This window comes from Pseudomonas neuropathica (assembly GCF_015461835.1).
Classification (GTDB): Bacteria; Pseudomonadota; Gammaproteobacteria; order Pseudomonadales; family Pseudomonadaceae; genus Aquipseudomonas; species Aquipseudomonas neuropathica.
In genome coordinates, this window is sequence record NZ_JACOPX010000013.1 from 58,482 (window position 1) to 71,485 (window position 13,004).

The 13,004-nt window shown below is 59.3% G+C and carries 6 protein-coding genes; 4 read left to right on the plus strand and 2 right to left on the minus strand.

Going from position 1 to position 13,004, the window contains the following annotated elements:
* The first annotated feature begins 36 nt into the window (after positions 1-36).
* The 3 genes from H8F23_RS19585 to dnaB all read left to right on the plus strand — a co-directional run bounded on the left by H8F23_RS19585 (position 37) and on the right by dnaB (position 2,914).
* Positions 37-930 carry a hypothetical protein gene (locus H8F23_RS19585; protein WP_016983782.1) on the plus strand — a complete coding sequence of 298 codons (894 nt, stop codon included), beginning with the start codon at positions 37-39 and terminating at the stop codon, positions 928-930.
* A 19-nt stretch (positions 931-949) separates the two neighbouring features.
* The gene (gene rplI, locus H8F23_RS19590; protein WP_003186385.1) at positions 950-1,396 is read left to right on the plus strand and encodes a 50S ribosomal protein L9; all 447 of its coding nucleotides are present in this window, start codon (positions 950-952) and stop codon (positions 1,394-1,396) included.
* 120 nt (positions 1,397-1,516) lie between these two features.
* Positions 1,517-2,914 carry a replicative DNA helicase gene (dnaB, locus tag H8F23_RS19595; RefSeq protein WP_007915846.1) on the plus strand — a complete coding sequence of 466 codons (1,398 nt, stop codon included), beginning with the start codon at positions 1,517-1,519 and terminating at the stop codon, positions 2,912-2,914.
* Positions 2,915-2,956: 42 nt separating this feature from the next.
* On the opposite strand, the gene H8F23_RS19600 is transcribed toward dnaB, so the two are convergent.
* Together H8F23_RS19600 and H8F23_RS19605 are read right to left on the minus strand one after the other, a co-directional pair.
* Complete coding sequence (locus tag H8F23_RS19600) at positions 2,957-7,624, minus strand: NEL-type E3 ubiquitin ligase domain-containing protein (RefSeq protein WP_194935478.1); 4,668 nt, start codon at positions 7,622-7,624, stop codon at positions 2,957-2,959.
* A gap of 99 nt (positions 7,625-7,723) precedes the next feature.
* Complete coding sequence (locus tag H8F23_RS19605; RefSeq protein ID WP_228759301.1) at positions 7,724-10,330, minus strand: hypothetical protein; 2,607 nt, start codon at positions 10,328-10,330, stop codon at positions 7,724-7,726.
* A 209-nt stretch (positions 10,331-10,539) separates the two neighbouring features.
* Between H8F23_RS19605 and H8F23_RS19610 the strand changes: the two genes are divergently transcribed.
* On the plus strand, positions 10,540-12,852 hold the full coding sequence (locus H8F23_RS19610; RefSeq protein ID WP_093430185.1) for a YgiQ family radical SAM protein: 2,313 nt from the start codon (positions 10,540-10,542) through the stop codon (positions 12,850-12,852).
* The last annotated feature ends 152 nt before the right edge of the window (positions 12,853-13,004 follow it).

Below are 13,004 nucleotides of genomic sequence, written 5' to 3' on the forward strand. Positions count from 1 at the left end.
GACCGGGCAGTCGACAAGTAGCAAAGGATTGAATGCATGCGTGCCTTAGCTGAGTTCATCATGCGAGGCCGTATGCAGGCCACTCTCGTGGTGGCCGGATGTGCAACATTGCCGTTGTTGTATTGGTTGGGTGCTGCCGCGGGGAGCCTTGTGCTGCTGCGGCGCGGACTGACGGACGCCCTGGGTGTTCTGTCTCTGGGGCTGCTGCCGGCGTTGATCTGGTGGCTGTATGCCGATGACCCACGGGCACTTCTGGTGCTGCTGGGGTCTTCGGGGCTTGCGTTGGTTTTGCGCGCAAGTGAATCCTGGGTCCGCACGCTGCTGGTCAGCGTAGTGATTGGAGTGGTTTTTTCAGTGGTGCTCGGGGCGGCGTTTGCGGCCCAGATCGAGATGCTCGCGCAGGCCTTGATAAAGGTCATGCCGGCGCTTCTTGGTGAGACTTACAAGCAATTGTCGGTCGATGAGCAAGCGCGTTTCGCGTCCCTGATTGCACCGGTCCTGACCGGACTGATTGCGGCTTTGTTGCAGATCGTCAGCGTGCTGAGCCTGATTGTCGGGCGGCATTGGCAGGCGTTGTTGTACAACCCGGGTGGTTTTGGTCGCGAGTTTCGCGCCATCCGGATCCCGCTGGGGCCGGCGATGTTGCTGCTGGCGTTGATGCTTCTGGGCCCGAATCTCGGTGCACAGATGGCCATGTTGACGCCGTTGTGCAGTGTACCGTTGGTGTTCGCCGGACTCGCCCTGATTCACGGGCTGGTCGGGCAGAAGCGACTGGCCGGTTTCTGGCTGGTGGGGTTGTACGTCACGCTGCTGTTGTTCATGCAGCTGATCTATCCGTTGCTCGTGGTTCTGGCCATTGTCGACAGCCTGATTGATTTTCGCGGTCGTCACGTGTCGAAAGACACCGATAACGCGAACGGTGAAGGTTAAAAGTTAAGAGGATTTCCACATGCAACTGATCCTTCTGGAAAAAATCGCCAACCTGGGCAACCTGGGCGACAAAGTAAACGTTAAGGCCGGTTACGGCCGTAACTACCTGCTGCCTTTCGGCAAAGCTACCGCTGCAACTGCTGCCAACCTGGCTGCGTTTGAAGAGCGTCGTGCTGAGCTGGAAAAAGCTGCCGCAGACCGTAAAGCATCGGCTGAAAGCCGTGCTGCCCAACTGGCCGAGCTGGAAGTGACCATCACTGCCACCGCTGGCGACGAAGGCAAGCTGTTCGGTTCGATCGGTACTCACGACATCGCTGACGCACTGACCGCCTCCGGCGTTGAAGTTGCGAAGAGCGAAGTTCGTCTGCCGAACGGCACCATCCGCAACGTGGGTGAATTCGACGTGGCTGTGCACCTGCACGCCGAAGTTGAAGCCACCGTACGCGTTGTCGTGGTAGCAGCTTAAGTAACACCTGATCGGCTGGCGGCTTGCCCGTCAGACGGTTAACATCGGGCACGATCCTGTTTACAGGTCGTGCCCTTTGTCTTTCTGAACTCCCTGTTTTTCCAAATTACACAAGTGGCCATGAACGACATCTCCGCTCCCGAGCAATACGATCTGCAAACCGCTGCCCTGAAGGTGCCGCCGCATTCCATCGAGGCCGAACAGGCTGTACTCGGTGGTCTGATGCTGGACAACAACGCCTGGGAACGTGTGCTCGATCAAGTCTCCGACGGCGATTTCTATCGACATGACCACCGTCTGATTTTCCGTGCGATCGCCAAGCTGGCCGATCAGAACATGCCGATCGACGTGGTGACCCTGTCTGAACAACTGGACAAGGAAGGCCAGACCTCGCAGGTCGGTGGCCTCGGTTACCTCGGTGAACTGGCGAAAAACACACCGTCCGTCGCCAACATCAAGGCCTATGCGCAGATCGTTCGTGAGCGAGCGACGTTGCGCCAGTTGATCGGCATCAGCACCGAAATCGCCGACAGCGCCTTCAACCCCGAAGGCCGCACCGCCGCCGAGATTCTCGACGAAGCCGAACGCCAGATCTTCCAGATTGCCGAGGCCCGGCCAAAAACCGGCGGCCCGGTGGGTGTGAACGATTTGCTGACCAAGGCCATCGACCGCATCGACACCCTGTTCAACACCGACAACGCCATCACCGGCCTGTCCACCGGCTACACCGACCTCGACGAGAAGACCAGCGGCCTGCAGCCGTCCGACTTGATCATCGTTGCCGGCCGTCCGTCGATGGGTAAAACCACCTTTGCGATGAACCTGGTGGAAAACGCCGTGTTGCGCAGCGAGAAGGCGGTTCTGGTGTACTCCCTCGAGATGCCAGGCGAATCGCTGATCATGCGTATGCTCTCCTCGCTTGGGCGCATCGACCAGACCAAAGTGCGTTCCGGCCAATTGGAAGACGATGACTGGCCGCGCCTGACTTCGGCGGTCAACCTGCTCAACGACCGCAAGCTGTTCATCGATGACACTGCCGGCATCAGTCCGTCGGAAATGCGTGCGCGGACCCGGCGTCTGGTGCGTGAACACGGTGACGTCGGCCTGATCATGATCGACTACCTGCAACTGATGCAGATCCCCGGTTCCAGTGGTGACAACCGCACCAACGAAATTTCCGAAATCTCGCGATCCCTGAAAGCGCTGGCCAAGGAATTCAACTGCCCGGTGGTGGCGCTGTCGCAGCTCAACCGTTCCCTCGAACAGCGTCCCAACAAGCGCCCGGTGAACTCCGACTTGCGCGAATCCGGAGCGATCGAGCAGGACGCCGACGTGATCATGTTCGTGTACCGCGACGAGGTCTATCACCCCGAAACCGAGCACAAGGGCATCGCCGAAATCATCATCGGCAAGCAGCGTAACGGCCCGATCGGTTTTATCCGCCTGGCGTTTATCGGCAAGTACACCCGCTTCGAAAACCTCGCACCGGGCAGTTACAACTTCGACGACGACGAGTGACAGCAGGCCGAAGTTCATCGGCCTGCTGCGACGCTGTATCGATTACAACGTCGCGCCACTCGCGACCGGGGTTTCCTGCGCGGGCGTGACGTTGGCAGAAGACGCCTCGATTGTTGTTCGAGGCTGCAATTCCTGTCGCGTCAGCGTCTGGATCAATGTCGCTTCGACAATCGCCAACTGCGCCGTTACATCATCGGTTTGCGATTTGTATTGAGCTTCGCTCAGCAGTCTTTGTGATGACTGGCTGTCGAGAATTTCCTGGCGATCCTGGAACGGCTGGCGACTCGCATCGAATTGCGCCTGGTATTTGTGAATGATGAAGTCCTGCCAGAAATTCATCGACACCAATGCCTGAAACTCTTCAGGCGAACCATTCAGCGTCGAGACTTTGCGATACGCCGCATCCAGCATTGCCGGGGTAACGCCGGCCATGCCGATAAACGTCAGTGCCTGCGGCTGAAACGGCAATTGCAGGCGATCTTTTAGGCCAAAGCGGTAGGCCATGGTCATTTCATGGGGATCGCGTATGCGCAAGCTATGGCTGTTTCGCAGCTCGCGGGAGGCAGCCGGATCGTTGATGATGGCCCTGCTTGAGGCGATCTCTGCGGCCGCGAAGTCGTCGACGTGCTTCAGACGAAATAATCCTTTGGACAACGCCACCAAGGGTGCGCCATCCAAATCGAGTCTGGCCTGAACCCGAGCCTTGTACGTCATGGCCAGGACTTGCAGGTCGGTGAAGGTGGCCGCAGCGAGGTCAGTGCAGCCGGCTTCGCACGCGCGATCGAACAGCTCCCTGCGCAGGCTTCGCGACTGCGGATTATTCTCGGTGATGACATCGATAACGTCCCAGGCCTGACGCCGAAAATCAGCATGGTCACCGCGGCTCGCCAGGATGTTGAAGAAACCGTCCGAGCCATCCTGCTCGCGTAACGCGCGCCATTGAGCTCTTCGCGCGGTAGCCTGGTCGACGCTTAATCCCTCAGTCCATCGCGGGTCCGGTTCCAGGGCGTCTCTTGTGACGGGACGTCGTGCGACGTTGACGGACGTCGTGATCAGGTTGGCTGTTCGGGTCAGAGGCGTACCGGCTAATGTCAGTCGCTCACGGTAGGCGAGCAATTGCTGCGGCGTTGCGTCCGACAGCGGGTTATTGCTCACCAGCGTGCCGCTGTTGACCTGGACCGAGTGCGCCAGACGCTCCGGCGGCGGAGCAGTGACAAAGTCAGGAATCGTGGTGATCTGATTGTTGCTCAGATCGATCCGGGTCAGCTGGGGTTGATCAAACAGCCCGGTTGGCCACTGCGTGATGCCGGTGTTCGCCAGCGTGACCTCGCGCATATCGGTGATCTGGCTGAAATCCGGGATCACACCGAGCTGGGGATTGTGGTCGATCCAGAGTGCTCTGAGCGTTGTGCGTCCGGCCAGTATCCGCGCCGTTTCTGCATTGAGTTCAAGTTGATTGTGCTGCAGAAACAGGCGCGTCATCCCGTGCATTTCTCCCACCGCCGGGGGCAAGTCCCTGAGGCGATTGTTCGACATGTCCAGCCAGCGCACATGACGAAAACGGGTGAGGAAACCTTCCGGTGACTCCGTCAGACTCATGCCGCTCAATCTGAGTGAGCCAACATGGCTGAAGTCGATGCTCAGATCCGGCAGGGTCGGCAAGGTCAGGCCGCTCAAATCCAGTTCCAGACCGATCGGCGTGCCGTCGAAAGCATGCTTTTGCGCCGTCTCGCGGCGCCAGCAACTGATGATCCGATCCCGCGCTGCAGTGCGGTCATTACGGGTGGTGGCGTTTATTTGCAGCTGATTGGCACGCACGTAACGCAGGCGGTTGCCGCCCCCGGAAAAGACCCAGTCGTCGAGCTGGGTTTTCAGAAGATCGAATTCTTGTTCCAGCGCGAGCAAGCGTGGCGCCACGGTGCCTTTGTCATGATTCCAGATGAACTCCCTGCACTCCTTGATGGTTTTGCTCGGGAACAGGTTTCGATAACGCTGCGCCCTGGAGTCTTCGCTATCGAATACCGCGGGATGGGCCGGCTCCATCAGCTCGGGGTGAGACTGTTTTAGGCGTCGCCAGTAGCCGTCGAATTTTCGCCAGTACGTGGAGGGGAAGTCGTTGCCTTCAAGGCGCGTGACATTGTTGATCCGCGCGATCACGGACAGCGTCTCGGGTGTCGGGTTGAGGCTCGCCTGAGGGACCTCGCGCAAGCGGTTGTCGCGCAGGTCCAGGCTGGTCAGAGCGGTTTTGTCGAGCAGCCCGGCAGGCCACTGAGTGAGGCCTGTGTTTTTCAGGTTCAAGACCTGCAACCCGGACATGGCGCTGAAGTCAGGCACCACCCGCAGTTGATTGTTGGACAGATCAATCTGTTTCAACTGATGCAGTGCACTGAGTGCCAAAGCGCTTTGCTCATCCAGTTTTATCAGGTTTGAACTCAGATCCAGATAGTTGAGTTTGTCCATCTCGGCGATTTTTTGCGGCAGTTTATCGATGCCGGAGTTAACGATGGTCAGGCTTTCCAGATTGGGGCAATTGGACAGGAGCGTATTGGCGGTGTCCGACCAGATTACCGAGTCGAGACTGAGGGATTTGATGTGACTGAAATCCACGGTCAGCAGGGGTAATGGACCGTACAGCTGTGGCAGTTTCAATACGCCTTCCGACTCACCCAGCCAGCAGCCTCTGATGATTCTTGCCAGGCGGGTGGCGTTGACTCTTTCCGGGCCCAAGGCGTTGGCCGCCCCGGGTTGACTGTCGGCGATGTAGGCCTGCAGTTGTGTTTCCAGTAACTCGAAACCGGCAATGCGTCGCGCGATCTGCTCTTCGGCGCCATCACCCAGGGCGAGCAGATATTCCCTGGCGGCTTGCGGGTCCTTGTCTGGATACATACGCCGCACCATCGCCACTTCGGGAATGTCGCCATCCAGTCTGAACGCGTCTGCGCGGGAACCCGTGCGCATCGCCGGATAGTCGGCCACTACGCGGCGCCAATAAACCTCAAGCGTTCGCCAGTAACCGGTCGGGAAGGGGTTGCCTTCAATCAGGGTGACCGAGTTGATACGGGCAATCGCCAGTAGTTCATTGTTTGACGGGTCAAGGATCGCCTGTGGAATTTCGCGCAGTTGGTTATGGCGCAAGTCGACCACGTCCAGTGCCACTTGATCGCGTAAACCGCTGGGCCAGTGATCCAGTCCGGTGTTGCTCAGGTTCAATGACCGAAGTTGCGACATGCCGCGAAAGTCGGGGATTCTGCCAAGCGGGTTGCTCGACAGGTCGAGGTGTTCAAGCTGTTTGAGTGCGCCCAGTTTTACTGCTGTCTGCTCATTGAGCTGGATTCGGTTCGAGCTCAGCTCCAGAGTCTTGAGAACGGTCATCGGCGCGATATCGGGCGGTAGCGTATCCAGGGTGGAGTGAGTCACCGACAGTTTCTCGAGGTTGGGAAAACTGCCAAGGAAGGTATCGGCGGTGTCCGACCAGGCGACCGCTCTCAGCTCCAGAGTTCTTACATGGCTGAAATCAGCCGTCAGCGGCGCAAGGATTGCCTCTCCCAAATCAAGTTTCAGCGTCGTTCCCGTCTGCCGTTTCCAGCAACGTTTTATTTCTTCGACGGCACGCTCCACTGCGGGATGTGCAGCTTCGTTGGGGGCCTGCGAGGATGTCTTCCTGATCCAGGAAGCGAGATCCGCCTTGAGCGCCCTGTAACTGGCCTCGCGTTGGGACAGATAGCCGCGGACGTCATCTCCGTGCGAATGCAGAAGCCGGGTGATCTCATCGCTGTCGAGGGCCGGGAAGAGCTTTCGAGCACGGGACTCTGGCGTGCGCAAATGATTGATCGCGCTGGCAAACCGTTGCAGCAGGCCAGGATGCGCGGGGCTTCCTGGCTCGCTACGGAACATGCCGCCGGCACCGCCGACCGCCGTTCCCAGCCAGCCTTCGCGAGCATCGTAAATGATCGGCTCCGAGCGCCCGGGGCGTGTAGCGATGTAGGTATTGGTGCTGTCGCTGGCCACCGGATCTTGCGCACGGACGATACGCATAACCGCTGTCGACGGGGTCGAGGCATCGGTGTCGTGCAGAACCTGATAACTGTGGTTGTCGATCACCGCATAGAGTTTACCGTTGAGCCGGTGAAGGCCATCGCTGCCCCTTTGAATGCCGCTGAAATCCAGTGGCGTGCGGAAAGCTTCCAGGCGGCTGCTCGACAATGGCACACCGATCGGCTCGAAGTGTTCCAGCTCATGCCAGAGTCCCGCGCTGGAGTCACGCAGCAGCACGGGGCCCGAGGGACTGGATTCGCTGGGCAGCCTGGCCCGATACAGCCCTGTTTGCGCATCTTTGCCGACCAGCACGATGCCGCCGGGTACGTCGGCATACTGGCGGCCCTTGTGCGTTCTCAAGCCGTCAGCGTTGCGATCCGACAAACCGCTGGCCGCAGGCACCCAGTAATGTTCCAGGGACTGGCTAGCCGCACGCGGATTTTCAATTGGCAACGCGGGTCGATGAATGGTGATGCTCGGAGCCGGCTCGATCGCGTCGATATCGGCTGGCGTTGGTAAGCGGCCCGGTCGTGGTGGTTGCCCACCGGGTATCGAGACCTCTAAATGTGTGCGCGGTGGCAGGTCGAGGCGCGGGGTGTCCACGTCTGGCACAGTGTTTTGGCGAACCGGGGGATTGCCGGAATTGTTGCCTCTGGGGGGCGATTTAACGGGCATGTCTTTCTATCCTTGCGGGTTTGCGCATCAGTTCGCCTGAACGGGAGCTGATGGCAGGGGCGGCGTCATTGCCTGATTGATCGTATGGCCCTGAGTCCTTTACTCAGGCCTGGAAGGCACGCCAGCCTGGCTGGCCAGTGCAAAAATCTTGCTCGCGGTCTTGCCATCGAAGGTCTGGCGCCAGATGGCCACGTGCGGCAAGCCAGCCTGTTCATCGCGGCGCTGAGACTCGATACCGCGTCGGCTCTGTTCGAGGGTTTTGAGGTGGCCGCCTCTTGTGGTGAAACTCAGCGGCGCGGCGTTGTGCTGGTCATAGTGGAAGTGTGCCTCCCATAACGGTGCGTCATCGGCGCGATCAGTGATCGAATAAACGTCGAGAAACGACTTGCCCTTGCCTTTGCCCGATGGCTTGCGATCAACGGTTTTGCTCACGCTGACTTCGTCGGCATCCATCAGATAGTTCAAACGCATGATGTCGAGCACGTCCCTGTTCTTGTACATGCGCACCAGAACACTTTGGCCATGCGCCTCCAGTGACACGGCAGCGCTTCGCAAGCGCGTAGCCAGGTCGAGGATTTCGGTGTCTGCGTCTTCATGGCTTTCCAGGCGCCTTGCCTGCTCGTTCAGTCGTTCAGTCTCTTTGCTCAGGTCTTCGACAATATCGGTCGGATTGGTTTTTCTCGCCTCGTCCACCCTGGCCTTGGCAACGTGTTGTTCGACGTCGGCCAGTAACCGGTTGGCCTCGGCGACCAGCTGTGGTCTGGGTGTACTGGTGATGGGAGGGCGCACTGGCAGCCATTCACCTTGTCTTTTTTCGTAGCGAGCGGATGGAGAGCCAGGGCGCAACGGGTCCGGAACCCTGACGATGACATTGCCGTCCTGAGCCGTTTCCGTTTCACCGACCAGAACCCGGTAAGTACCGTGCTGACGGACCCGGAAAACTTTCCTGGGCGTTAACGGGCGGGAGCTTTCGGAAGGGTCGGGGAGCGCTGGAAGGAAGTCAAAATCGATATCGTGGTCGATGTTGGGCAGTTCGCGGTCGCGCCCGATCGACTCCAGAATGTCGCTGAGCCTGTTATCGATTCGCCTCTCGAGTGGATCGATCAAACTGAGGATTTCCTTGAGGTACCCGGCCCGAGAGGCATCGCTGTCAGCGTGAGTGGCCAGTTGCACCTCAAATCGTGATTTGTCCGCCCTGATCTGATCCAGGCTCAAAAGCAGTGCCATGGGGTGCTCGTGTTGCGGAATGTTTTTCAGGTCTCCGGTGACCAGATCGACGCAAGAAAGCGACGGCATGGTGGTATTGGGCGAATGGTCGGGCGTGCCCGCATACAGGTGCACGTAGAGGGTCAGCTTGTTGAAGTTGATGCGCTCGGGCGACGGCACTTGCTGCCTGATTTCTTCGAGTATCGGTGCCGCTCCCGGGTCGGCTTTTCTGATTTCTGCCAACACCACTTCACGTTCTTCGATAAACCTCAGCTTCTTGTTCAGGTGAGGGATGATCCGCTTGCAACTGTCGGCATCCAGACTGGAGACGGTAGGCTTGACCCGCAGGTCCATGGCCGCCATGAGGCGGTTCAGAAATTCGGCGCGTTCTATGCGGAAAGTCTGCAGTTCCTGCTTGAATAGCCCGCTGGCTTTCGCAAGGGTCAGCCATTTTCTGTTGAGCACCAGCGACTCTACGAAATCCGCCTGTTTTTGCACATGCTTAAGCAAATGCACTTCCAGGCTCAGCAGTTTTGCGTTTTGCTCTGCACTGCCCTGCGGCAGTTTCTGGGTTTCTGCCCAGAGGGTGTTGTGGCGGTCCGACGAATTCGTCAATTCCGTGTGGGCCTTTTGAAAAGGCTCATGCATCTGCAACAACGTGTCTTTACTCAGGCGGGCAATCTCCGCGTCCTGAATAGCTCCCTTCAGCTCTGGCAAATGATAGACCCAGCGATTGCCCTCATCGCGCCGCACAGTCCGCGTTTCGCCGCTGCGGCTGGCGCGGTAGATATTTGCGATATCGGTTGCCACGGGATCTTTCGGGTTGACGATACGCCACGCTTTTTGTGTCGCCGTGGAGGCACTCACATCGTGCATGACCTGATAAACGTGGGTGTGCAGGGACAGGTACAGTCGGCCCTCGTGGCGCAATAACCCGTCGCTGTCGGCCTTGGCGCGTGTGAGTTCGAGATCCATGCGCAACGTCTGCAGGTGAGTGTCAATCAAGGTCACGGTGTCACCGTCCTTGAGCGAATGCCACAGACCACTGTCGGCGTCGCGCAGCAGTAGCGGACCATTGGCAACCCGCTCGGCTGCGAGTTGGGCGCGGTAGAGTCCGGTCTGCGGATCGACCCCGACCATCACGATGCTGCCGTGCGCGACATCGACGTATTCGCGGCCCTTGTACAGCCTCAAGCCCTCGATATTGGCCTGGGGCAAACGGTCAGGTGCGGGGATACGGTAACTCTCCAGTGATTTTGCTCCCGTTGCGCCCGTTTTCACCGAGGCGCTTGCTGTGTGCGTGATGACGACGGGAGACGGTCTTGTTACCTCAGGGCTGGCAGTGCCGTGAGTGCCGCCCGGACGCGTTGCAGAGGGGACAGGCAGGGACGGTTCAGGCCCCGTCCGTGGCGCTCGCCCGGTATTGCCTTGCTGCGGCGCATCCGGGCTGGTGGGGGGCTTGACTTTGATGCTGCCCTTGGCGGGCTGTTTGGGTGACATTGCTTCATCCTTGAAGGGTTGCCACATCAGTCGGCGCAGGCACCGGACTGATGAACGTTAAGTTTGAACGATGATTTTTTTGCCTGTTACGGGGTATCGGGCAGGCTCGATGCGGGTTGTAAGAGAAACCGACCATTGCCGTCGGAATTGGTTATTTTTTGTGCTATATTCCGCGCCCGCGAATTTTCACTTCAACACCGGTCGTCGACATGCAAGCAGCCAAGCCGTTATTTGACTATCCAAAATATTGGGCCGAATGTTTCGGGCCAGCGCCATTCCTGCCGATGAGCAGGGAGGAGATGGATCAGCTTGGCTGGGATTCGTGCGACATCATCATTGTTACCGGTGATGCCTACGTCGATCACCCGTCGTTTGGCATGGCGATCATTGGCCGGCTGCTGGAGTCCCAGGGCTTCCGTGTCGGGATCATTGCCCAGCCGAACTGGCAGTCCAAAGACGACTTCATGAAGCTCGGCGAGCCGAACCTGTTCTTCGGGGTTGCGGCGGGCAACATGGACTCGATGATCAATCGCTACACCGCGGACAAGAAAATCCGTTCCGACGACGCCTATACGCCTGGCGGCATGGCCGGCAAGCGTCCGGACCGCGCGAGCCTGGTCTACAGCCAGCGCTGCAAAGAAGCCTACAAGCACGTGCCGATCGTGCTCGGCGGAATCGAAGCGTCCCTGCGCCGCATTGCCCACTACGACTACTGGCAGGATCGCGTGCGTAACTCGATCCTGATCGACGCCAGCGCCGACATTCTGCTGTACGGCAACGCCGAGCGCGCGATTGTCGAAGTCGCCCAGCGCCTGTCCTATGGGCACAAGATCGAAGACATCACCGACGTGCGCGGCACCGCGTTCATCCGTCGCGATACGCCGAAAGACTGGTACGAAGTCGATTCGACGCGCATCGACCGTCCGGGCAAGGTCGACAAGATCATCAACCCGTACGTGAACACTCAGGACACCCAGGCCTGCGCCATCGAGCAGGAAAAAGGTCCGGTCGACGATCCGCAGGAAGCCAAGGTCGTACAGATCCTGGCCAGCCCGCGCATGACCCGTGACAAGACCGTGATTCGCCTGCCATCGGTAGAAAAGGTGCGCGGCGACGCCGTTCTGTATGCCCACGCCAACCGCGTGCTGCACCTCGAAACCAACCCGGGCAACGCCCGTGCGCTGGTGCAGAAGCACGGTGAAGTCGACGTCTGGTTCAACCCGCCGCCGATTCCGATGACCACTGAAGAAATGGACTACGTGTTCGGCATGCCTTACGCCCGTGTCCCGCACCCGGCGTACGGCAAGGAGAAGATCCCGGCCTACGACATGATCCGTTTCTCGGTGAACATCATGCGTGGCTGCTTCGGTGGCTGCACCTTCTGCTCGATCACCGAACACGAAGGCCGGATCATCCAGAACCGTTCGGAAGAGTCGATCATTCGTGAAATCGAAGAGATCCGCGACAAGGTGCCAGGTTTCACCGGGGTCATTTCCGACCTCGGCGGCCCGACCGCGAACATGTACCGCATCGCCTGCAAGACACCGGAAATCGAATCCGCGTGCCGCAAGCCGTCCTGCGTGTTCCCGGGCATCTGCCCGAACCTGAATACCGACCACTCGTCGCTGATTCAGCTGTACCGCAGCGCCCGTGCTTTGCCGGGTGTGAAGAAGATCCTGATCGCCTCCGGCCTGCGCTACGACCTCGCGGTCGAGTCGCCGGAGTACGTCAAAGAGCTGGTGACCCACCACGTCGGTGGTTACCTGAAGATCGCCCCGGAACACACCGAGGAAGGTCCGCTCAACCAGATGATGAAACCGGGCATCGGCAGCTATGACAAGTTCAAGCGCATGTTCGAGAAGTACACCAAGGAAGCGGGCAAAGAGCAGTACCTGATTCCGTACTTCATCGCCGCCCACCCGGGCACCACCGACGAAGACATGATGAACCTGGCCCTGTGGCTCAAGGGCAACGGCTTCCGCGCCGACCAGGTGCAGGCGTTCTACCCGTCGCCGATGGCCACCGCCACCGCGATGTACCACTCGGGCAAGAACCCGCTGCGCAAGGTCACCTACAAGAGCGACGGCGTGACCATCGTCAAGAGCGAAGAGCAGCGTCGTCTGCACAAGGCGTTCTTGCGTTATCACGACCCGAAAGGCTGGCCGATGCTGCGTGAAGCGCTGATCCGCATGGGCCGCGCTGATCTGATCGGTTCGGGCAAGGATCAGTTGATCCCGACCCATCAACCGGCGACCGACAGCTACCAGAGCGCCCGTCGCAAGAACTCGACACCGGCCGGCAGCCATAAAGTGGCGAAGGACGGTAAAGAGAAGACCACCAAGATTCTCACCCAGCACACCGGTTTGCCGCCGCGTGCCAGTGACGGTGGTAATCCTTGGGACAAGCGGGAGCAGGCCAAGGCGGCGGCGTTTGCCCGTAACCAGCAGGCTGCGAAAGAGCGCAAAGACGCCGCGAAAGGCAAAGGGCCGAAGCCGACCCGCAAGCCGGTCGTACCGCGCTAAACATCGCTTGAGCTGAGCAGAACGCCAACCTTCGGGTTGGCGTTTTGCATTTCAGGCCCCAGAAAATGCGGTGAGCCTACTGTCCTCTTCGCGAGCAAGCTCGCTCCCACAGGGGAATGCATTCCAAGTGTGGGAGCGAGCTTGCTCGCGAA

What these genes read in the sequence shown, in the direction of transcription:
- H8F23_RS19585 (WP_016983782.1), top strand. Translation starts at nt 37, where the DNA reads ATGCGTGCCTTAGCTGAGTTCATCATGCGAGGCCGTATGCAGGCCACT.
- rplI (WP_003186385.1), top strand. Translation starts at nt 950, where the DNA reads ATGCAACTGATCCTTCTGGAAAAAATCGCCAACCTGGGCAACCTGGGC.
- dnaB (WP_007915846.1), top strand. Translation starts at nt 1,517, where the DNA reads ATGAACGACATCTCCGCTCCCGAGCAATACGATCTGCAAACCGCTGCC.
- H8F23_RS19600 (WP_194935478.1), bottom strand. Translation starts at nt 7,624, where the DNA reads ATGCCCGTTAAATCGCCCCCCAGAGGCAACAATTCCGGCAATCCCCCG.
- H8F23_RS19605 (WP_228759301.1), bottom strand. Translation starts at nt 10,330, where the DNA reads ATGTCACCCAAACAGCCCGCCAAGGGCAGCATCAAAGTCAAGCCCCCC.
- H8F23_RS19610 (WP_093430185.1), top strand. Translation starts at nt 10,540, where the DNA reads ATGCAAGCAGCCAAGCCGTTATTTGACTATCCAAAATATTGGGCCGAA.